This is a genomic window from Ahrensia marina (genome assembly GCF_042140245.1).
GTDB lineage: Bacteria > Pseudomonadota > Alphaproteobacteria > Rhizobiales > MH13 > MH13.
The window spans coordinates 3,723,273-3,744,130 of record NZ_CP159483.1 but is presented as its reverse complement, the minus strand read 5'-3'; the positions used below and the strand labels follow the sequence as shown (position 1 = coordinate 3,744,130).

Annotated in this window: 18 protein-coding genes and 1 riboswitch; of the genes, 6 read left to right on the top strand and 12 right to left on the bottom strand. The window is 58.6% G+C overall.

Annotated features, from left to right (window positions below):
- The first annotated feature begins 4 nt into the window (after positions 1-4).
- Genes aztA through ABWH92_RS18085 form a run of 3 tightly spaced genes read left to right on the top strand, consistent with a single transcriptional unit; the run spans position 5 to position 2,735 of the window.
- Positions 5-727: a zinc ABC transporter ATP-binding protein AztA gene (gene aztA, locus ABWH92_RS18095; protein ID WP_375570793.1), complete on the top strand. Its 723-nt coding sequence runs from the start codon at positions 5-7 to the stop codon at positions 725-727.
- Positions 727-1,599: a zinc ABC transporter permease AztB gene (gene aztB / locus ABWH92_RS18090; protein ID WP_375574286.1), complete on the top strand. Its 873-nt coding sequence runs from the start codon at positions 727-729 to the stop codon at positions 1,597-1,599. The genes aztA and aztB overlap by 1 nt, the downstream gene beginning before the upstream one ends.
- Positions 1,599-2,735 carry a metal ABC transporter solute-binding protein, Zn/Mn family gene (locus ABWH92_RS18085; RefSeq protein ID WP_375570791.1) on the top strand — a complete coding sequence of 379 codons (1,137 nt, stop codon included), beginning with the start codon at positions 1,599-1,601 and terminating at the stop codon, positions 2,733-2,735. The genes aztB and ABWH92_RS18085 overlap by 1 nt, the downstream gene beginning before the upstream one ends.
- Here the strand turns inward: ABWH92_RS18085 and ABWH92_RS18080 are convergent.
- Genes ABWH92_RS18080 through ABWH92_RS18070 form a run of 3 tightly spaced genes read right to left on the bottom strand, consistent with a single transcriptional unit; the run spans position 2,732 to position 6,378 of the window.
- Positions 2,732-3,517, bottom strand: coding sequence for an ABC transporter ATP-binding protein (locus ABWH92_RS18080; RefSeq protein ID WP_375570789.1), 786 nt, complete (start codon positions 3,515-3,517; stop codon positions 2,732-2,734). The two genes, ABWH92_RS18085 and ABWH92_RS18080, sit on opposite strands and share 4 nt — an antisense overlap.
- Positions 3,514-4,509: a FecCD family ABC transporter permease gene (locus ABWH92_RS18075; protein WP_375570787.1), complete on the bottom strand. Its 996-nt coding sequence runs from the start codon at positions 4,507-4,509 to the stop codon at positions 3,514-3,516. The genes ABWH92_RS18080 and ABWH92_RS18075 overlap by 4 nt, the downstream gene beginning before the upstream one ends.
- Before the next feature lie 12 nt (positions 4,510-4,521).
- On the bottom strand, positions 4,522-6,378 hold the full coding sequence (locus tag ABWH92_RS18070; RefSeq protein ID WP_375570785.1) for a TonB-dependent receptor plug domain-containing protein: 1,857 nt from the start codon (positions 6,376-6,378) through the stop codon (positions 4,522-4,524).
- Between the two features lie 121 nt (positions 6,379-6,499).
- On the opposite strand from ABWH92_RS18070, the gene ABWH92_RS18065 reads away from it, so the two are divergent.
- Complete coding sequence (locus tag ABWH92_RS18065; protein WP_375570783.1) at positions 6,500-7,354, top strand: ABC transporter substrate-binding protein; 855 nt, start codon at positions 6,500-6,502, stop codon at positions 7,352-7,354.
- Positions 7,347-8,357, top strand: a complete 1,011-nt coding sequence (gene cbiB / locus ABWH92_RS18060; protein WP_375570782.1) for an adenosylcobinamide-phosphate synthase CbiB — start codon at positions 7,347-7,349, stop codon at positions 8,355-8,357. Before ABWH92_RS18065 ends, cbiB begins: the two co-directional genes overlap by 8 nt.
- Here the strand turns inward: cbiB and ABWH92_RS18055 are convergent.
- Genes ABWH92_RS18055 through cobU form a run of 5 tightly spaced genes read right to left on the bottom strand, consistent with a single transcriptional unit; the run spans position 8,338 to position 15,715 of the window.
- Positions 8,338-9,792 carry a cobyric acid synthase gene (locus ABWH92_RS18055; RefSeq protein ID WP_375570780.1) on the bottom strand — a complete coding sequence of 485 codons (1,455 nt, stop codon included), beginning with the start codon at positions 9,790-9,792 and terminating at the stop codon, positions 8,338-8,340. The two genes, cbiB and ABWH92_RS18055, sit on opposite strands and share 20 nt — an antisense overlap.
- Positions 9,793-10,434: a cob(I)yrinic acid a,c-diamide adenosyltransferase gene (cobO, locus tag ABWH92_RS18050; protein WP_375570779.1), complete on the bottom strand. Its 642-nt coding sequence runs from the start codon at positions 10,432-10,434 to the stop codon at positions 9,793-9,795.
- The gene (gene cobN, locus ABWH92_RS18045; protein WP_375570777.1) at positions 10,431-14,102 is read right to left on the bottom strand and encodes a cobaltochelatase subunit CobN; all 3,672 of its coding nucleotides are present in this window, start codon (positions 14,100-14,102) and stop codon (positions 10,431-10,433) included. Before cobN ends, cobO begins: the two co-directional genes overlap by 4 nt.
- Complete coding sequence (gene cobW / locus ABWH92_RS18040) at positions 14,103-15,182, bottom strand: cobalamin biosynthesis protein CobW (protein WP_375570775.1); 1,080 nt, start codon at positions 15,180-15,182, stop codon at positions 14,103-14,105.
- Positions 15,179-15,715: a bifunctional adenosylcobinamide kinase/adenosylcobinamide-phosphate guanylyltransferase gene (gene cobU, locus ABWH92_RS18035; protein ID WP_375570773.1), complete on the bottom strand. Its 537-nt coding sequence runs from the start codon at positions 15,713-15,715 to the stop codon at positions 15,179-15,181. Before cobU ends, cobW begins: the two co-directional genes overlap by 4 nt.
- A gap of 93 nt (positions 15,716-15,808) precedes the next feature.
- Positions 15,809-16,016, bottom strand: a riboswitch (cobalamin riboswitch).
- A 106-nt stretch (positions 16,017-16,122) separates the two neighbouring features.
- Between cobU and ABWH92_RS18030 the strand changes: the two genes are divergently transcribed.
- Positions 16,123-17,295: an aminotransferase gene (locus ABWH92_RS18030; RefSeq protein WP_375570771.1), complete on the top strand. Its 1,173-nt coding sequence runs from the start codon at positions 16,123-16,125 to the stop codon at positions 17,293-17,295.
- 6 nt (positions 17,296-17,301) lie between these two features.
- Here the strand turns inward: ABWH92_RS18030 and ABWH92_RS18025 are convergent, their stop codons facing one another.
- From ABWH92_RS18025 to ABWH92_RS18010, 4 genes are all read right to left on the bottom strand, one after another.
- Complete coding sequence (locus ABWH92_RS18025; RefSeq protein WP_375570769.1) at positions 17,302-18,678, bottom strand: TIGR03808 family TAT-translocated repetitive protein; 1,377 nt, start codon at positions 18,676-18,678, stop codon at positions 17,302-17,304.
- Positions 18,679-18,731: 53 nt separating this feature from the next.
- A complete protein-coding gene (gene meaB / locus ABWH92_RS18020; protein WP_375570767.1) occupies positions 18,732-19,721 on the bottom strand; it encodes a methylmalonyl Co-A mutase-associated GTPase MeaB in 990 nt (329 codons plus the stop codon).
- Complete coding sequence (locus tag ABWH92_RS18015; protein ID WP_375570765.1) at positions 19,718-20,302, bottom strand: DUF1131 family protein; 585 nt, start codon at positions 20,300-20,302, stop codon at positions 19,718-19,720. The genes meaB and ABWH92_RS18015 overlap by 4 nt, the downstream gene beginning before the upstream one ends.
- 88 nt (positions 20,303-20,390) lie before the next feature.
- A complete protein-coding gene (locus ABWH92_RS18010; protein WP_375570763.1) occupies positions 20,391-20,717 on the bottom strand; it encodes a heavy metal-binding domain-containing protein in 327 nt (108 codons plus the stop codon).
- Between the last annotated feature and the right edge of the window lie 141 nt (positions 20,718-20,858).

Here is a 20,858-nt window from a genome sequence, read left to right as displayed (position 1 = left end):
GACCTTGGGCTACGGACCGCACCCAGCCGTGCATGGGCTTTCAGGGGCGGTGGATCACGGCGACCTTTTGGCGATTGTCGGACCCAACGGATCAGGCAAGTCGACGTTGCTGAAAGGCATCGTTGGCAGTCTCACGCCCATGGCGGGCGCCTGTGAACATGTCGATGGTTGCCGTTTAGCCTACCTGCCGCAACAAGCTGATATCGATACAACATTCCCAGCAACGGTTTTTGATTTGGTCAAGCTTGGTCTTTGGCCAACGCGGGGATTGCTTGGGCGTATAACGCGGACTGATCGTCAAGCCATCGGGCGAGCACTTGAAGCCGTTGGCTTGGGCGGTTTTGAAAAACGCACCATCGACACGCTGTCCGGAGGACAACTGCAACGCGCCTTGTTCGCGCGTGTTCTGCTCCAAGATGCCGACCTCATTCTCCTCGATGAACCTTTCAATGCCATCGACACAAAAACGGTCGATGACCTTATTGGCGTGATCCAGCGCTGGCACTCCGAAAAACGCAGCGTAATCGCTGTGATGCATGATTTGGACTTGGTGCGTGATCATTTCCCAAACGCATTGCTGTTGTCGCGCGAACCCATCGCTTGGGGGCCAACCGCAGAGGTTCTTCAGGCGGAAAATCTGCTCAAAGCCCGCCGTTTTAACGCTGCTTGGGATGAAGACGCACCCTGGTGCGCAGATCATAAGCACAGCCACGGACAGGCTGCGTGATGGACCTCTACGCGCTCTTGATTGCTCCTTTTGCCGACTACGCGTTTATGCAACGCGCGCTTCTCGGTGGATTGTTAATCGCTGTCTCAGCAGGACCGATAGGCGTCTTCTTGATGCTGCGCCGTATGAGCCTAACCGGCGATGCCATGGCTCATGCCATCCTGCCGGGCGCCGCGCTTGGGTTCCTGCTCTTTGGGTTGGATCTCATCCCCATGACGCTTGGCGGCTTGATTGCTGGCGCACTGGTTGCTGCGGGTGCGGGCCTCGTTGCCCGTATGACCGTGCAGAAAGAGGACGCAGCCATGGCCGCGTTCTATCTGATCTCGCTGGCCGTTGGCGTAATGATCGTTTCGCTGCGTGGATCCTCGGTGGATTTGATGCACGTCTTGTTCGGCTCGGTGCTCGCTCTCAACACCGAAAGCCTGATGATGATTGCGACGATCACCACCATTTCGTTGGCGACTCTCGCCGTGATCTGGCGTGCTCTGGTGGCTGAATGTTTGGACCCAGGCTTCCTACGGTCTGTGTCTGGCTGGGGCCCGATTGTTCACTTTGGCTTTCTGGCATTGGTCGTTCTGAACCTGGTGGCGGGCTTTCAAGCCCTGGGCACATTGCTGTCTGTAGGTCTCATGATTTTGCCAGCCGCCGCGGCACGTTTCTGGGTCCGGCGCGTTGTTTCGCTGTGCCTGTTGGCAATCGCGATTGGCATGACATCTGTTTTTGTCGGCCTCCTGATCTCCTTCCACCTTGCCGTGGCCTCCGGCCCTGCTGTCATTCTGGCAGCCGGTACGGTCTATCTCATCTCCCTTTTGGCGGCGCCACGCGGTGTCGTCCGGCCATCCCTCCCAACTCAACGACATAAGGTAGCTTGATGCGTTCCTCGATTGTTGCACTCACTCTGTTGTCCACGACATCTCTGGCATCAGCCGATTCACTGGATGTTGTGGCATCCTTTTCAATCCTCGCGGATATGACACGTGTTGTAGGCGGTGATCATGTGTCCGTGACCAGCCTGGTTGGTCCGGGTGAGGATGCGCATGTCTACCAGCCAATCCCCACGGATGTTGTTGCTGTGACCGGCGCGGACCTTGTGATCACCAACGGTCTAGGCTTTGAAGGTTTTCTTGAGCGTTTGATCGAAGCCAGCGACTCGCAGGCCACCATCGTTACGGCGAGTACCGGCATCGATGTCATCGAAGTTGGTGAAGATGATCACCATGATCATGACGATCATGATGACCACGCGCACGCCCATGATGACGACCACAATCATGATCACGCACACGATGATCATGACGATCACGGCCATGACGATCATGCTCATGATGACCATGGCCACGATGACCACGATCATGACCATGCGCACGATGATGATCACGACCACGACCACGGTCACGACGACGAACACGCCCATGATGACCATGGCCATGAAGATCACGATCACCATGATCATGCACATCATGATCATGACCACGGCCCCAATGACCCACACGCTTGGCAATCACTTGATGCGGCCCAAATCTATGTCGCCAACATTGCAGATGGCCTCTGTGAGGCTTTGCCAGGGCACTGCGATGAGTTCACGGCCAATGCTCAAGCCTATGCGTCTGAGCTAGAGGCTTTGGAAGCCAATTGGGAAGCCGCCTTGGCAGATGTTGCTGTGGATGGACGCACGATCATCACAAGCCATGACGCCTTTGGGTATTTGGCGCGTGACTTCGATCTTACCATTCTCGCGGCGCAAGGTATGTCGACAGAAAGCGAAGCATCTGCTGCCGACGTGGCTGCGATCATCGATCAGATTCTAGAGACTGGTGCCCGCGCATTGTTTGTCGAGAACATTTCTGACCCTCGACTGATCGAACAGATAGCCGACGAAACAGGTCTGACGGTTACTGGTACTTTGTACTCCGACGCGCTTTCGGTTGAAGGAGAAGCGTCAACCTATCTCGGCATGATGGCAAGCAATCTGCGCGCTATCTCTGAGGCGCTGCAGGCCACTAACTAGGCTTTAGATTCCAGTTCAGACGGCAGCGCGACGTTGATCGGGCCATCTTCACGATGGATGTCGGTCTGCCGCGTCTGCACGTTGAAGACGGATTGAACATTCTCGCCTGACAACATCGTTACAGGTGGTCCGTCGGCGAGAATGGCCCCGTCTTTCATCAAGATGATCCGGTCAGCATAGCGGGCGGCAAGGGCCAGATCGTGCATCACCACGACAACGCCATCGCCGCCGCGCGCTTGGCCTGCCAACACGCTCATGATCTCGAACTGATAGCGCGGGTCGAGGGAAGCAAGAGGCTCATCGGCCAGAAGAAACGTCGCTTCCACAGCAAGCGCCCGTGCCAATGAGACGCGCATCTGCTCGCCGCCGGAAAGGGTGAGCACAGATTGGCCGCGCAAGTCTTTAAGGCCCATCGTGTTGAGCACGCGCTCAACTACATTGCCGTCTTGGCCGCTGTGAGTGTGCCCACCGTGAGGATGCCGGCCAAGAGTGACAACTGCCTCAACGCTAAGCGGCCAGGCGTGGCTTTGTCCCTGTGGTAGATAAGCAATCTGTTTGGCGCGCTCTCGCGGGGAGAGTGAGGATAGGGCTTTGCCATCCAGCTTGGTCTCACCGCCATGGTCAATGAGACCAAGCAAGGCTTTGAGCAGCGTGCTCTTGCCTGCGCCGTTGGGGCCAAGAATGGCAGTCAAAGTGCCAGTCTCCAGCGAAAGATCAGCCGGTTGAAGCAAGCGTGCCTTGCCAATTGAAACATTGAGATTTCTTGCTTGAAGCAAACTCATAGCGTGGCTCGTCCGGCGAGCGCCCGCCGTTCACGCAGTACTAGGCCTAAAAAGAAGGGTGCGCCGACCAACGCAGTCACAACGCCAACCTTCAGTGGCTCACCACTGGTCGGCACGATACGCACCAGAAGGTCCGCCGCCAGCAGCAAGCATGAGCCTGCAAGCGTGGCGGGCAGCAGAACCCGAGCTGGATCGTAGCCCACTAACGGGCGCACCAGATGCGGTGCGACGAGGCCGATAAAGCCGACTGTGCCAGCCACCGAGACACCAGCACCCACCGCCATGGCAACACCACCAATCAGCACCAGTCGCAAACGCCGGACGTTGACGCCAAGACTGGTGGCGGTGTCTTCGCCAAGACTCATCACCTTAAGCGCGCGCGCCTGCGTGGCGATGAACACCGAGCCGACAACGATGAACGGGCCGGCCATCCAGATGTGTTGGAACGAGCGATCTTCCAGCGATCCAAGCAACCAAAAGGCCACTTCAAGCGCTGCAAAAGGGTTGGGCGAGAGGTTGAGCGCCAGGGATGTGCCTGCCGCCGCAAAACTGGAGAGCACCAAGCCGGCCAGAAGCAACACGATGATAGGTGCGTTACGGCCTGCCAGCAGCATCAGTGCGCCCACCGATGCCAAAGCCCCCACCATGCCCGCCACAGGCAGCGCGAATGAGAGTGCTCCTGCTATCCCCGAACTGATCACAATGACCGCACCCAACGCTGCCGCAGATGGCGCGCCGAACAAAGACGGGGAGGCGAGTGGGTTGCGCACCAATCCTTGGAGGGCCGCGCCACCTAAGCCTAGTGATCCGCCGATAAGGATCGCAAGCAACGTGCGCGGCAACCGAATCTCGTAGACGATCAGCGCCAACCGTTCATCGTTGCCGGTGAGGGCGGCCAACAGCTGATCGACTGTGAAGTCGGTCGTTCCAACCGCTAAGGAGAGTGCGGCAAGCACCAGAAGCAAAGCAGCAAGGCTGGCGCTGAGCCGCATTGTTCCAAGACCTTAAAACGTCGCCCGAATGCCAGCATAGGCTGATCGCCCGGGCGTGTTGTAACCACTGATCTCTTCATACTCGACATCAAACAGGTTCTCGACGCGCCCATAAATCTCCAAGTGCTCATGCGCTTGATAGGATGCGGTGACATCAACCCGCGTGTAGGGGTCCAATGGATCGCGTTCGCGAGACCGAGAAAAGCGTTCGCCGCCCACCCAGTTGACCACACCCGACACGCGCAACCGATCTATGCCGATGTAGCTTAGTGTCACTTGCGCTTCGTGTTCAGGCCTACGCTGAAGCCGATCACCAGTCGTGGCATCTTCGGCATCGAGATAGGTGTAGTGCGCCGATGCATCCAGATGGCCTGGGATCACCCGCGCATCTGCGGTAACCTCGATACCCATCAATCTGGCTTCATCAATGTTCTCCCAAGCCTCAAGCGCAAAGGACCCGAACCCACCGGTGTAGACGTGCAAGTCTTCAATTTCTTGGTAGAAACCGGTGACGTCAACGGTCAGGCGTCCATCAAAAAGGGTTTGAGTGATACCAAGATCAGCGCCCCAACTTTCTTCTGGACGAAGGTTGGGCGTCGCAGCACGTTGGCGCAGACTTGGCGCTTTCGCACCAGTACCAACGCTTCCATGAAAACGAGTCTCGGTTTCATAAAGCTCGTAAACTGCGGTGCCACGACCCGTAACGAATGTCCCCGCATCCGCAAAATCGTCAAACCGCACGGCCGCTGAGAGATGCAACGCGGGCCCGATCGAGAATTGCTGCATTGCAAAAGCGCCCCAATACAATTCGTCCTCATCGAACTGTACGGTTCCATCTTCAACATAGTCAGCAGATTGTTGCTCACCGGTCAGTCCATAGAGGGTGGTGCCCAACGCGTCCCAACGAACCTCGCCGGTGTACTCAATGCCGATCCGGTTTCCGTTGTAGTCATCGACAGTTGTGTTTTCCACAAAGCTTCGTTCGGTCGAGGAGCCAAAAGCGGTGACTGTTTGACGCCAGCGCCCATCAAAGCTTTCGTGGGTCGCGCGGGCATGCCCTGTTATTGAAAGCCGGTCGGCTTCACCTTCAGGATCGGCGTCGCGCCGATCGTAGTTGGTTTCAAGGTCTGTGACCTGAAATGCTGCGTCCAACGATAGGTTTTCTGACAGATTGGCTTGGCCGCGCAGACCGCCGGTCCATTGTCGCGAGCCATCTGCTTCATCATTGCCAGCTCGGCGCGAGTATCCTTGGGTGGAAAAATGCTCTGCATATCCAGTGATGGAGAATTGATCGCCACCATACCCAGCTCGCAAGGCTTGACGATGCGTTCCGAAGCTGCCTCCTTCAACGCTTGCAGAGCCAGACAAGCCGCGTGTTGGTTGACGTGTTGTGATTGCGATGACCCCGCCGATGGCATCTGAGCCATAGAGCGCTGATTGCGGCCCGCGAAGAACCTCAATGCGTTCAATAGAACCAACTGGCAGCATGGTGAAGTCAAAGGCGTTGCGTGTTGACGTGGTGTCGCTCACCGGCACACCATCGATCAGCACCATTGTGTGCTGATCTGCGGCGCCACGAATGCGCACATCAGTCGAGGAACCAAAACCCCCTGAGGAGTTGAAGCTGACCCCGGGAGATGCCCGCAGAATCTCAGCCACAGACGTTTGCCCCGCCTGTTCAATCTCCTCGCGTGTGATCACGCTCACGGCGCTACCAGCCCTTGCGATGGGTGTGGCGATGCCGCGATAGGGCGCAAAAACGGTGATTTCCGATTGAGCAAATGCGGGAAGGGCGGTGGAAAGGGGCGCGGCAACAGCCGCAACAAAAAAACCGGCCAAAAAGCCGGGCGTCGATACGCGTACCATCATCAGACCTTTACTGTTTCGATCTGGTTGTTCACAACCACCCGTCACGGCGTGTGTCCCGGGCGTGTAACGTTTTGTTAAGGCCTTGAAATTGGTTCGGCAATCAATCCAAAGGGGTAGAAAGGTGCGGCTCTTTAGCCTGTTCGCGATGTTGCTTACGCTCGCTGTTTCGGTGCAGGCGCGGGCGAGCGATGAGCGCACGATGCGTCCAGAACGCGTGGTGTCGCTGAACATGTGCACTGATCAACTGCTTTTGGCGCTGGCCGATCCCAATCAGATCGTCGGTCTCAGCCGGTTTGCAGGCAACGGTCGCTTATCCTACGCAGCCGAACAAGCCGCCGCTTATCCACAGCTTCCTGCTGCGGCCGAAGCGGTGATCGCGCTGGAACCCGACATGGTTCTGACTGGTCTTTTCACCAACCGTGCCGCCAAAGATATGCTCGCGCGCTTTGACTATCGCGTTGAAGAGGTTCCGTTTTCTCGCTCACTGGAAGAGGCGTATGCAGCCATTCGCTTGGTGGCAGAGATGGTTGGCCATCCGCAGCGTGGGCAGGTTTTGATCGACCAAATCGATGCGGCACTGTCAGCAGCGCGTTCTGATGAGCAACTTACCGCTCTCATCATCCGACGTCGCGGCTATGCGACCGGCATCGAGTCGTTGATCGGTGATCTCCTTGCTCAACTTGGTATGCCATTGGCCAGTGAAAGACTGGTTGGTGCGCGCGGCGGCTTTGCCGATCTTGAAACGATCATTCGCGCCGAACCGGATGTGCTCATCACACCCACGCTCACTCGACAGGGAGAGGACCAAGGCTCGGCGCTTCTTGCTCATCGTGCCCTCAACGAACGCTATCCGCCGTCGCGCCGGATTGCTATGCCGGAGCGATTGACACTCTGCGCGGGCCCCTCCTTGATCGAAGCCATCGAGACCATCGCCAACGAGCGCGATCAAGCGCTTCAAAGGCTTGCCGGTGGCTGAGTGGTTTGCCTTCAACGCGCTTGCGTTGGCCCTCGCCATCATCGCGGACGCCGTCTTCGTTGAACCCAACTGGCTTTGGAAACGCGTGCCGCACCCTGTTGTTCTGATGGGTCATCTCATTGGATGGCTGGATCGGCGGATGAACCATCAGCAGCACACACCGTTTCGGCAGAAGCGAGCGGGCATCAACGCGTTGATCCGCGTGATCTTCGTTGTCGCCGCTCTGTCCATCGGCCTGTTGGCTTTGGCCGGCTGGGTTCACCCTGGGCTGGCCTTTCTGGTCACAGTCCTTGTCGGCGCGGTGCTTCTGGCTCAGCGCTCGCTGCATGATCATGTCGATGCCGTGCGGTCACCTCTGGAAAAGGGTGATCTGCCTGCCGCGCAGCAAGCTCTTGCCATGATTGTCGGTCGGACCACCGAAAACCTTGATGAGTCCGGGGTCGCGCGGGCTGCGCTGGAGAGCTTGGCGGAGAACCATTCCGATGGTGTTATTGCCCCTGCTTTCTGGATGCTGATCGGCGGTCTGCCGGGCATCGCGCTCTACAAGGCGATCAACACCGCCGACTCGATGGTCGGCTACAAAACGGAACGCCACCGACACTTTGGCTGGGCATCGGCGAAGCTGGACGATCTGGTGAACTTCTTGCCTGCGCGTTTATCAGTTGGACTGATTGCGCTCAGCGTCGCGATCACCAGTCTTGCCAGTCAGAAGGGCGCGTTCACCTGGCCTGATTGGGCGGTCATCCGCCGCGACGCGCCAACCCATGCCTCGCCCAATGCTGGCTGGCCAGAGGCAAGCTACGCGTCTGTGTTGGGTATCGCGCTTGGCGGCCCACGCACCTATCCAAGCGGCACCGTTGAGGCGCCCCAAATCAACGATGTTGGCCGAAAGCACTTGGACGCTGGCGATATCGGCAAGGGTCTCGCGCTGTTCCGCGCGACATGTGCGGCCACGCTTCTAGTGGTGGTTTTGGTCGCCGCCGCTATCGGCTTCTTGCAATAGCCAGCAGGCCATCCACGTCCAGATGATCAGCCAGATGATCGGCCAAACCATCCAGGGCTGCTTCAACGCGGGTTTGATAAGCAACGGATGCCCGCACACCCAGTCGCTCCAAGAAGACTTTGCGAAACGCATCACTGGCAAACAGCCCATGCAGATAAGTGCCCATCACCTGACCATCCGACGACACCGCTCCATCGGTCCTGCCATCGAGGGCAAGCAGAGGGCGCTGACGGTCAGGTCCCTGTGTATCGCCGAGGTGGATTTCGTACCCCTCGACGGCTGTTCCAGTTTCTTCGTGAACACCCTTGGTGAAGGTGGTGGTTTTGTCGTCTGAAAGAGTTGTTTCCACATCCAGCAGGCCAAGTCCGGGCTCACTGCCCGCAGCGCCTTCGACCCCTCCTGGGTCAGCAACGCTGCGCCCCAACATCTGATAGCCACCGCAAAGGCCGACCACATAGCCGCCGCGGCGGACGTGGGCGGCCAGATCAATGTCCCATCCTTCGGCTTTAAAAGCTTGGAGATCAGCAATCGTGGCTTTCGATCCTGGTAGAATGACACAGGCGGCATAGGGGGGCAGCGGTGTGCCCGGCTCAATGATCCGGAGGTCCACGCCAGGCTCCATGCGTAGAGGATCAAGGTCTTCGAAATTGGCGATTCGTCCCAGTCGTGGCACCGCAATCACCAAACCCTCGCCCGATCCATCGGCGAGCCCGAGGACATCTTCAGCCGGTAGATGGCGTGCCTGATCAAACCAGGGGATCACACCGAAGCTTGGCCAGCCGGTGTGCGTCACGATCTCTGCCAGACCATCATCGAAAAGAGACGGTTCGCCACGAAAACGGTTGATGAAAAAGCCTTTGACCAGCGCCAGATCATCGGGTGATAGCAGCGCGTGCGTGCCCACCACGCTGGCGATCACACCGCCACGGTCGATATCAGCGCAAAGCACAACGGGCACATGGGCGGCGCTGGCGAAGCCCATATTGGCGATGTCACCCGTGCGCAGATTGATTTCCGCCGGGCTACCCGCGCCTTCAACCAGGATGATGTCGGCCTTCGATTCAAGTATGTTGAAGCTTTCAAGCACGGGCGTCATGAGTTCAGTTTTGCGCGCGCCATACTCTGCTGCCTTCATCGTGCCCCAGACTTTGCCCTGCACCACAACTTGGCTGCCCACATCGGTCTGCGGCTTCAAAAGCACCGGGTTCATGTGCACGCTTGGCGCGACCTTTGCTGCCTGCGCTTGAAGCGCCTGCGCCCGCCCAATCTCGCCACCGTCGATCGTGACGGCGGCGTTGTTGGACATATTCTGTGGCTTGAACGGCAACACCTTGAGGCCCTGCCGCGTCAGCAATCGACACAACCCTGCAACGATCACCGACTTGCCAACATTCGAGCCGGTGCCCTGGATCATCAGGGCCGGTGTTTGGGCCACCTAGAACTCAATGCCTTCTTGAGCTTTCACACCGCTGCGGAACGGGTGTTTAATCTGTGTCATCTCGGTGACCAGATCGGCGATCTCAATCAGATCCTCAGGCGCGTTGCGGCCGGTCACCACCACATGCACATCGTCGGGTTTTTCATCGCGCAGGAACCGCACCACCTCCGCCGGATCGATGTAGGCATAGCGCAGCACAATGTTCAGCTCATCAAGCAGAACCAGCTTGTGCTCACCACCGATGATGAGGCCCTTAGCCTTCTCCCAAGCCGCCTCGGCAGCTGCGATATCGCGCTGCCGGTCCTGCGTTTCCCAGGTGAACCCTTCGCCCATCGTGTTGATGGTGACGAGGTCGGAGAAGCGTTCGAGAACAGCGCGCTCGCCGGTCTCCCATTTGCCTTTCACAAACTGGATGACGCCGACGCGTTGGCCGTGCCCAAGCGCGCGAAAAACCATGCCGAAGGCCGCCGTGCTTTTGCCTTTGCCTTTGCCGGTGTGGACGATCAGCAGCCCTTTTTCGATGGTCTTTGTGGCAATGATCTTGTCGCGCGCGGCCTTCTTCTTGCGCATTTTTTCCGCGTGGCGCGCATCAAGCTCTTCCTCGGTCATAACCGGTTTAACGGCGGATTTATCGGTCATTCGGCAGCTTCCTGGTTGGGGTGCATCAGCTCATGGAGCAAAGTTTGGGTGGTGTTGCGGCGCGGGGTCCAGAGGCCGCGATCCAGCGCCTCGGCAAACCGTGCCAGCATATCTGCAAGCGCAGGCGCGTTCGCCTCTTGAATAAAGTCGCGTACGTTATCATTGGCAATGTAAGCCTCAAACAGGGCGTCGAAATGATGGTCGCTCACCGCCTGCGTGGTGGCGGCGAAGGCGAAGAGATAATCCAGCGTGGCCGCCATCTCAAACGCACCTTTGTAACCGTGGCGCATCACGCCTGTGATCCATTTGGGGTTGGATGCGCGCCCGCGCACCACCCGCCCGATCTCTTCTTTCAAGGTGCGTGGCAAAGGGGCTTCGGGGCGGGCGTGATCCACATGATAGCTTGCGGGCGCCTCACCACGCAGTGTTTCGATGGTTGCCGCCAGTCCGCCCTCAAATTGGTAGTAATCGTCGCTGTCCAGCAGATCATGTTCACGATTGTCTTGGTTCTGCACCACAGCCTGCGCGCCGCGCAGGCGGTCTTTCAGAAGGCCTTTTTCAGCGTCGCCCTGACGGCCACCGCCATAAGCAAAGCCGCCCCAGGCCATGAAGGCTTCGGCGAAGTCCGAGCGGTGGGTCCAGCCGCCTTCATCAATCAACGCTTGCAAACCTGCGCCATAAGCACCGGGCATGGAACCGAACACACGATAGCCTGCCATGCGGTCAGCATCATCCTGGGTCTCGCCGGAGGCAAGCAGGGCGGCCTGGTCGGCCTGCACTCGCGCAGCGAGCGGGTTCATGTCAGCTGGTTCGTCCAGCAGAGCGACGGCGCGCACAGCACTGTCAAACAGCTCGATCTGATGGGGAAAGGCATCGCGGAAAAAGCCAGAGATGCGAAGCGTCACATCGACGCGCGGACGGCGTAGGTCTGACAGGGGCGTGATCTCAAAACCGGTAACGCGGCCTGACCCGCCATCCCATTGCGGGGCGACACCGATGAGCGCCAGTGCTTGGGCAATGTCATCGCCGCCAGTGCGCATATTGGCCGTGCCCCAGCAGGTGAGCACCAGGCTTTGCAGCCACTCACCATGATCTTGAAAGTGACGTGCAAGCAAAGCTTCTGCACTTTTCTGGCCGATGCGCCAAGCGGTGGGGGAGGGCACGGCACGCACATCGACGGCAAAGAAATTGCGCCCCGTCGGCAGCACATCCGGGCGTGCTCGGCTCGGCGCCCCAGACGGGCCGGGCGGCACGAAACGTCCTGACAGCCCGGCGAGCAAGTTGGCGGTCTCGTCGTGTGGCGACACTGTGATGCGCGGTTTGAGCATAGTGTCGATCCAGCCCATCACGGCCTGCGTTGCCGGGCCAGGAGCATCAACGTCACCTTGCGCCAATTTCAGAGCAAAGGCTTCCAACCGCTCAACGCCATCGCCGATGGTGCGCCAGATACCATCATCGCCCAGTGCTTTAGGTTTCGCCAGTGTCCAGGGTTGACCAAAATCGCGCGCCAGTGGATCAAAATCGAGATCAAAGTCAGAAGCTAGTGCGCGCGTCAGTGAGGCATCTTGCTCGCCAGATCCGCGTGGCAAGCGGGCAATCGCCACCAAGAGATCAGCAATTTGAGGGTTTTTCGGCAATTGGCCAAAGACGTGTAGCCCGTCGCGGATTTGCATCTCTTTCAGGTCGCAGAGAGCGGTGTCGAGCGTGATGAGATCGTCACCAACCTCTCCCTTCAGCCCAATGTCATCGGCAAGACCAGTCTCTTGGGCAAAGCCGATAATGTCGCGCGCCAAAGCCTTGGCGCGGCGCGGGTCGCCGGCTTCGGCGAAGGCGTAATCATCAAGCAGCGCTTCAAGTTCTTGATAGGGACCGTGGCTTTCCGCTCGGGTGAGTGGCGGTGTCAGGTGATCGAGGATCACGGCAGCCGTGCGCCGTTTGGCCTGACAACCCTCGCCAGGATCATTGACAATGAAGGGATAGAGCGTCGGCAGATCACCGAGGATCGCAGTCGGAAAACAGCTGTCTGACAGCGCCAGCGCCTTGCCGGGCAGCCACTCCAGATTGCCGTGCTTGCCAAATTGGATCAGCGCATCGCTGTGCTTGCGCAGATAGGCATAAAAGGCCAGATAGCCGTGCGGTGGCACCAGATCAGGGTCGTGATAGGTGCTTGCCGGATCGACATTGTAGCCACGGGCGGGCTGAATACCGATCAACGTGTTACCGAACCGATGCAGTGGCAGTGTGAAGGCGTCGCCGATCACGTGTGGGTCATGTTCGGGTGAGCCCCATCGATCGGTCACTTGGCGGCGTACGGTTTCAGGCAGTGCATCATAGAAGGCCCGATAGTCGGCGAGAGACAAACGTTCACGAGACCGCTTGGAGAGCAGCAGGGCCATGAGGTCGTCTGATGAACGCGGTGCATCGCCGACCTGATAGCCGGCCTCTTCCATCGCGCCCAAAAACAGGCCAACCGATGCTGGCGTGTCTAGCCCAACCCCATTGCCGATGCGACTTGTTTTGGTGGGGTAGTTGGCAAGCACGATACCCACCCGCTTCTCGCTCGCTGACGTATCACGAAGCTTTGCCCAGCGCGCTGCAAGCGAGGCGACAGCTTTCACATGCGATGGTTCAGTCGCATAGGCCACCGGTGCAAACTCGGTGAGCGGATGGCGGTCGCCCTGGCGTTTGAAGCTGATCGCGCGGCCATGGATGCGGCCATCCAGCTCCGGCATCGCCACATGCATGACCAAATCGGTACCCGGCAGCCCTCGCGAGCTTTCCGCCCATGCCTCGCGCGAAAGGCCCGACAACACAGCCTGGATGACCGGTGCGTCTGTTGCACTCAGTGGGCCGCCATCGGCACCATCGCTGGACCCGGTGGAGGCGAACGCCGTGGTGTTGAGGATAACCGGTGGGTCAACATGGCTCAGCAAATCGCCAAGAAAACCAACCGCTTCAGCGTCCTTCAAACTCGGCACAAACACCGGTTGCGGAACAAGTCCGCGAGCTGCCAGCGCGTCGCACAGCGCACGGATGGGAGCCGTTGTCCCAGCCTGCAAAAGGCTCGTGTAAAACACGATGGGCACCGCACCTGGTTTGGCAGGTGCGTCGGTCGGCAGCAGACTTGCGGGGTCGCACAGACCGAAGCGGGGTAGTGGGCTGACCTCTGGTGCGTCAGGTTCCTGACCCTGTGCCAAAGCATCGAGAAGCTGAAGCGCCTTCAACCGATTGGCCGGTCCGCCCTCCACACAAAGCTGCCAGAAGCGCCGCACCAGTGGCATCGCCACAGTGGAGAGCCCGGCAAGGTCAGAACTCCATTGCCCTTCGTGCGGCATCACCATGAGCTTAACCCCTTGGTGTGCCAAAGCGGTCAAACGTTCCATCCCGTAGGACCAATAGCTCTCCCCGCCAATGAGCCTGATAACAATCAGCTTGGCGTGGGCAAGTGTATTGTCGGTGTAGAGATCAACCGAATAGGGGTGCTTGAGCTGCAACAGGCTGGCCAGACGCAACGAGGAAACCATCGGCGCCGCGCGCGCATCCAGGGCAAAGGCTGATAGCTCTGTTTCGGCGGCTGACAAAAATACGATGTCACCGGGCGACTGGGCCAGATCAACCGGCTCTTCACCGTCATCGACCCGCCCCGCCTGGGCAGCCAGAACGTGCATCTAGGCCGCGCTCTCCAGGTTAAGAACATCGGACAGATCAGCCAGTGGGTTGAGGCCAATCACCACCAAGCCCGCTTTTTGCGGCCTGCCGGAGGTGTCGAAATGGCTGGTGACGCGCGGCCCAACGGCCTGCACGATCACAGGCGCCGCTTTGCCCTCCACCTGCGCAACACCTTTCACACGCAGCACACCGGGCTTGGCGCACACCGCGCTGACAAACGCATCCAGCGCTTGCTTGGACGCGAAGGCCAGGGGCGTAACGACACGTGAGTCAAACTCGTCATGGCTGTGATCATGGTGATGGTGGTGATCATCATGCTCGTGATCATGATGCCCGTGATCATGATGGTCGTGATGATGATGATGGCCAGCTTCTCGTCCATTCATATCCTGCTCGGCACCAGCGCCCAGACCAATCAACAGATCAGCGGGCAAACCATCCGCAGTCGAGCGCACAACACCGACACCGGCGCGTTTGCCATCCAGCGCTTCATTCACCTTATCCAACGCCTCGCCGGTGATGCGGTCGGTCTTGGAAAGCACCACAAGATCGGCGCAGCGCATCTGGTCAGCAAACAGCTCTTCCACAGGCGTCTCGTGGTCCAAACTGTCATCGGCGGCGCGTTGGGCCTCCACCTTTGCAGGGTCTGGCGCGTAGAGACCATGGGCCAGCGCCTCGGCATCGGCCACGGTCACAACCCCATCCACGGTCGTGCGCGCAGCAACGCTCGGCCACTGAAACGCTTGCACCAGCGGTTGGGGCAGAGCGAGGCCGGAGGTCTCGATAACGATATGATCAGGGGCTGGTTCGCGGGCGAGCAGCATTTCCATGGTCGGCAGAAAATCGTCAGCCACCGTGCAGCAGATGCAGCCATTGGTTAGCTCAATCACGTCTTCGTCTGCGCAGCCTTCAATGCCGCAACCGGCAATCTGCTCGCCGTCGAAACCAAGATCGCCAAACTCGTTGACGACCAGAGCGATGCGCTTGCCACCTGCGCTGCGGATCAGGTTCTGGATCAGCGTGGTTTTCCCGGCGCCAAGAAAGCCGGTGATGATGGTGGCAGGGATCGGTGCTGTCATGGAGAGGGTTCCTTAAGGGTGAGGGGCAGACCGGCGGCGATGAAATGGACATGGGTTGCAAGGGCTGCGATGCGTTGATTGAGACGGCCTTGAAGATCGCCGAACCGCCGGGCAAGGGCGTTTTCCGGCACGATGCCAAGGCCGGTTTCGTTGGAGACCAAAACAACCGGTCCGCGCCTCACAGCAAGCGTATCGATCAGCCGGTCAAACTCATCATCCATATGCGCTTCAGCGAGCAGGCGGTTGGTCAGCCACAGCGTCAGGCAGTCCACCAGCACGATGGTCTCCGGCTCCAGCTCACGCACCAAAGCGCTGGAGAGATCGTGTTGCTCTTCCACCGTTTGCCAGCCATCCTCAGCCCGCTGCGACTTATGGCCTGCAATGCGCGTGTGCATTTCCTCGTCATAGGCGGCGGCAGTGGCAATGTAGACGCGGTTCAACCCAGTCGCGCGGCACAGCGCTTCGGCGTGCCGGGACTTGCCCGAGCGTACGCCGCCAAAAACCAGTGTGCAGGGAAAAGGTGCTTCTGCCATCACGCGCGTCGTTGTTGGCGAGGATAGGGGCACCGGAGCTGTGTCAGCTCTCTTTTGCGCCCCGGAACACCCCGTCCGGTTGGTTTCAAACAGGGTGTTGACCCTGGCTTTGGCAGGTCTCCTGGCTTGCAGCGTTTACCGACCTGTGCGCCTTCCCGCCTCATAGGGCAGTGGCATACGCACACATCGCGCTGCTTACAGTTGCGGGGGCAGCTGCGGCTTGGTGAAGAACCTCCTCACGCACCGCATTCCCTTTTCACCGTCCCCGTTGAGGGATGGCACCAAAGCGGTTTGAATGTATCAGCAAAGACCGCAGCTTGGAAACAGCGTCTTTTGCCTGTGCGCAGTTTTGCCAGCATCAGATGATGGGGCTACAACGTCCCACCCATTCTTGCCTGAGAGATGTCATGCGCCCAACCCATCCACTTTACACTGGTATGCCGACCACGATTTTCGAGGTGATGAGTCGTCTGGCCATCGAGCATAACGCCGTAAATTTGGGCCAAGGCTTTCCTGATGTGGATGGACCGGAAGAGGTGCGCCGCGTGGCGGCTGATGCCCTGATGGAAGGGCCGAACCAGTATCCACCCATGATGGGATTGCCGGAGCTGCGCCAAGCCGTCGCTGGCAATGAGGCGCGCTTTTTCGGCATTGAGCGCGATCCAGCCCATGTCCTCATTACCTCCGGTGCAACGGAAGCGCTGTCGGATTGCCTGATGGCAATGGTCGAGCCTGGCGACGAAGTCGTCGTGTTTGACCCTTGCTACGATTGCTATGTGCCGCTCATTAAGCGAGCTGGTGGCGTGCCAAAAGTTGTTCCGTTGTCACCGCCAGATTGGAGCTTCTCGCAAGCTGATCTGAATGCTGCGTTTACGGACAGAACCAAAGCTGTCCTTATCAACAACCCGCACAATCCCGCCTCCAAGGTGTTCTCACGAGAGGAACTGGAGCGCGTGGCGGCCAAACTGACCGCTCATGATGCTTACGCCATTTGCGATGAGGTGTATGAGCACTTGGTCTTTGGCCAGGCGGAACATGTGCCGCTGGCGACCTTGCCCGGTATGGCGGAGCGCTGCGTGCGGATTGGTTCAGCGGGCAAGAGCTTTTCGCTCACCGGATGGAAGGTGGGGTATGTGGCTGGGCCGCCCGCGCTCATCGCTCCCATCGCCAAGGCGCATCAATTCACCACCTTCACCACACCGCCCAATCTACAAAAAGCAGTTGCGTTTGGGTTGGGTCTCTCAGACGACTACTTCCGCCGTTTAGCCGATGAGTTGGCCACAAAACGCAACCGGCTGGCCTCTGGGTTGGCAGCTCTCGGTCTTCCAACCCTACAGGCCGATGGCAGCTATTTTCTGATCGCCGATATTGGTCAGCTTGGGCTTGGATCGGACGTTGACGCTGCCCAGCGCATGACAGTCGAAGCGGGGGTCACGACCGTGCCGATGTCGGCGTTCTATTCCGGCGATGCACCAAACCATCTTCTGCGTTTTTGTTTCTGCAAGCGCGACGAGGTTCTTGATGAGGCAGTTACGCGGCTCAAAGCCTGGCAAGAACGTGGCTTCAAGGCTGCAGCTTAGCAATGTCTACGCTACCAAGCGGTTGCCTTCGATCACCAGAGATTCAGGCACGTTACGTTGCTTGGTCAGATCACCGGTTGCTCGGTCCCACCAGCGCATACCAACCACCGCACCGTCGGGCGTTTCGTCAAACATATTGTCACGAACGACGCTTGGTCCAACCCCGTCAACCACAGAGACCATCACCCCAATGGGTGTGCGGCGAACAAGATTTTGCGAGACGATCACATTGCGCAGATAAGGGCCCCAGCCAGCGCTGATGCCGTTGGTGGCCGCGTTTTCAATAGTGTTGTTAGAAACCGTCGTGTCGGCTTCGACAGCAATGCCCGTGCCGTATCTCGCTTGGTCGGTTGGTAAGCGGCTTGACCCTTGAAGGTTCCGCAAAATGTTACCTTGCACGATGGCCATACGCCCGCCATCGATAAAGTTGGCAATGGAGATGCCATTGGCAGCGCCATCAATCACATTGTTGGCCACAATCGCTCCTTGAAAGCCAAACTCGGCAAACATGGCGACTTCGCCAGATCGCGTGCAGGTGTTGCCAACCATTTGGACATTGGAAGCCGAGTTGCACCGCACAGCAGAGAAGTCGCAATCATCAATGGTGTTGCCGGAGATGATCACGTCATCGGCGCGGAAAACATTGATGCCGTTGCCGTAAGGCCCCGTGCCACCAGATACCGCACGAATGCGTTCAATCCGGTTGCCGGTGATGATCGTACCATCACGCCCCTGGCTCCACCGGAAGACCAGAATACCATTGTCGGAGCAGTCGGTGACCACATTGTCGCGAATGGCAAGGCCTCGCGCATCGTTGGACTGAAAGGCAGCACCCAGAATGCCTGATAGCGTTGAGCGCTCGATGCGTCCGGCAACACGGTCAAAGGTCACGCCATCTTTCAGCGAGCCCTGGACGGTGCAATCTTCAACCGCGATGTTCGTACCGGTGGAGATGTGCAAAAGGGCGGGCGCGTAGTCGGCCAGAGGACGGTTGTTGCCATCCAGTACCAAGCCCTCCAGCCGCACATCATGCACATCGGTGCCAAACATCAAATGACCATCGCCAGCGTAGCGGATGCGGGTGCGACCGGGCACGCCGATAATGGTGATGCCCGAGGGCAGGTCGATGTTGCTCACCAGATAGTCGCCCGCGGGCATGAAGAGCGGTTGCCCGTCGTTAGCAGCGCGGTTGATAGCGTTTTGGAAAGCGAGGCTTTGATTGTCCAGCGCGCCCGGGCGTACGTCCAGTCTCGACACATCCAATGAGCCGCGCAAATCCGCCAAGAGTGTCTGTGCACTGACCGACGCTGGTACGACGAGCCCAGCCCCAATCAGGGTGCTGGTTAGGAAGGCGCGTCGCGACAGGTTGGGTTGCTTGACCATAAAGCACACTGCGCAAGCTGCATGCCAAGACCGGCTGTTCCATTATGAACCGGTTAGAGGTTAGCTTGCTTAACCAACTGTTCAACAGCGATGGATGGCGCAAGCGTCCCAGCAGCAACGTGTGCTTCAGCCACATCAATGGCAGCACGAAGGTCTGGGTCGCGGGTCAGCCGTTCCATAGCGCGTTCGCGCAGCATGTCACGCATCCAGCCCAGGTTTTGGTCCGTGCGTCGTTTGGCAAAAAGCCCAGCAGCTTGGTGTTTGGCACGGTGATCTTTGATGGTGGCCCAAAGTGTTTCCAGTCCATCGCTTTGGAGCCCGGATTGGGTGAGAACCGGCGGCTTCCAGACTTTGGAGGTTGGCGCCAAAATATCGAGTGCAGCACGATAGTGGGCAGCGGCTTTGCGTGCTGCTGGGGCATTGTCGCCATCGGCTTTGTTGATGGTGATGATATCGGCGATCTCTAGGACACCCTTCTTGATGCCCTGCAGTTCATCGCCCGCGCCTGGCAGCATCAGCACGACGAAAACATCCACCATGTCGGCAACGGCGGTTTCCGATTGGCCAATGCCAACAGTTTCCACAACCACCACATCATGCCCTGCCGCTTCACATAGCAAGATCGTTTCGCGAGATTTGGCGGTCACGCCGCCCAAGGTGCCTGCCGATGGCGAGGGGCGAATGTAAGCGCCCTTTGAAGCGGCAAGCCGCGCCATGCGCGTTTTATCACCAAGGATCGAACCGCCTGTCCGGGTAGAGGAGGGGTCCACAGCCAGAACAGCAAGTCTGTGGCCTTGCTCAATCAGCATCGCGCCAAAGTTATCGATGGTGGTGGATTTGCCGACCCCAGGCACACCCGTCATGCCGATACGGATAGCATTCCCAGTTTTCGGCATGACCTGTTGAACCAGTGCCCGTGCTTGGTCGCGGTGGTCAGGTCGCTTGGATTCAACAAGCGTAATGCCACGTGCCAGTGCGGCGCGCTCGCCGGCTAAAATGGCTGCTGCTAGCGCATCAACGTCAGGGCGGGCCGCGTCGCTCACGGCTCCCAGATCATACGGTTGAGCACCGCATCATTGAGTTCATTGCCGCGTGGCATCCGCCCTTCACGCCAAAGCGGTACCGAATAGACATAGGTGATAGAGCTGCCAGACCGGCTGCACACCGCCATCTGCTCCCAGGAACCTGTGCCCTCATCACACTGCATCGAATTGCCGCCTGTCTGCCGATAGGTCATGCCAACACGCGCGCCACCCGGGCCAGGAACATCTTCGGAAACAATCTGCGCACCTGTGATACGCCCACCTGATCCTTGAAATCGCGCCATCTGTAGGCCTGAGGGACCAAAAGCGGCGAGCTGTGCGATCACACGACCCTCATAGGTGGCGTTGACGGTTTCCACCCTCGCGCCGCCTAGTGCCTCTGAAATGGCGCTGGATGAAAAGCGGGTGGACTGGTCCACCAAACCAACACCGGTTTCGCTCAGCGCGAGGCCCGGTACCGTGGTTGGTTGAACGGCCACGGGCGCGGCATATTCATCGCGACCCGCGCACGCTGCCATTGCAAGTGCTGTTGTGAACAGAACGGCGAAACGAAAAGAAGCTTTGGGCAATTGATCACTCAAGATGTGGTATCAGCCCAACCTTGTAACGGATTCTTCGCTGAGAAAAAGGGCGGACCGATAGGTGCTTTGGCGGACGGAAGATTGGCCTTTAACGCACCGTGACCGCTGTGCCTGAGGCTGACACCATCAGCATGCCGCCACCGCTGCCAACCGTCACTGTTTCATAGTCCAGATCAATACCGATGATGGCGTTGGCGCCAATCGCTTCAGCCCGCTCTTGCATCTCATGCATGGCGATTGACCGTGCCTTGGCGAGCTCTTTTTCGTAAGCGCCTGAGCGACCACCTACAATGTCGCGAATGCCAGCGAACAGATCTTTAAAAATGTTAGCACCCAAAATCGCCTCACCGGTCACGATGCCCCGATAGTCGGTGATCGTTTTGTCTTGCAACGTGGAAGTGGTGGTCATGATCATATCGGGTCTCCTGATTTTGGGCGTTTGGCCGCGCGCCGAACGCCATCTAGGCAGCGCGCGATCAAAGAGCAAGCACGTTCGTCTGTCACAAAGGTTGAAAGTTCTATATCAAACTATATAATTTGATATAAAACTAAATGG

Excerpts from the sequence above, each read along its gene's own strand:
- cobN (WP_375570777.1), bottom strand. The coding sequence starts at position 14,102 with ATGCACGTTCTGGCTGCCCAGGCGGGGCGGGTCGATGACGGTGAAGAG.
- cobO (WP_375570779.1), bottom strand. The coding sequence starts at position 10,434 with ATGACCGATAAATCCGCCGTTAAACCGGTTATGACCGAGGAAGAGCTT.
- aztB (WP_375574286.1), top strand. The coding sequence starts at position 727 with ATGGACCTCTACGCGCTCTTGATTGCTCCTTTTGCCGACTACGCGTTT.
- ABWH92_RS18075 (WP_375570787.1), bottom strand. The coding sequence starts at position 4,509 with ATGCGGCTCAGCGCCAGCCTTGCTGCTTTGCTTCTGGTGCTTGCCGCA.
- ABWH92_RS18080 (WP_375570789.1), bottom strand. The coding sequence starts at position 3,517 with ATGAGTTTGCTTCAAGCAAGAAATCTCAATGTTTCAATTGGCAAGGCA.
- ABWH92_RS18030 (WP_375570771.1), top strand. The coding sequence starts at position 16,123 with ATGCGCCCAACCCATCCACTTTACACTGGTATGCCGACCACGATTTTC.
- ABWH92_RS18025 (WP_375570769.1), bottom strand. The coding sequence starts at position 18,678 with ATGGTCAAGCAACCCAACCTGTCGCGACGCGCCTTCCTAACCAGCACC.
- ABWH92_RS18010 (WP_375570763.1), bottom strand. The coding sequence starts at position 20,717 with ATGATCATGACCACCACTTCCACGTTGCAAGACAAAACGATCACCGAC.
- ABWH92_RS18070 (WP_375570785.1), bottom strand. The coding sequence starts at position 6,378 with ATGATGGTACGCGTATCGACGCCCGGCTTTTTGGCCGGTTTTTTTGTT.
- cobU (WP_375570773.1), bottom strand. The coding sequence starts at position 15,715 with ATGGCAGAAGCACCTTTTCCCTGCACACTGGTTTTTGGCGGCGTACGC.
- ABWH92_RS18085 (WP_375570791.1), top strand. The coding sequence starts at position 1,599 with ATGCGTTCCTCGATTGTTGCACTCACTCTGTTGTCCACGACATCTCTG.
- cobW (WP_375570775.1), bottom strand. The coding sequence starts at position 15,182 with ATGACAGCACCGATCCCTGCCACCATCATCACCGGCTTTCTTGGCGCC.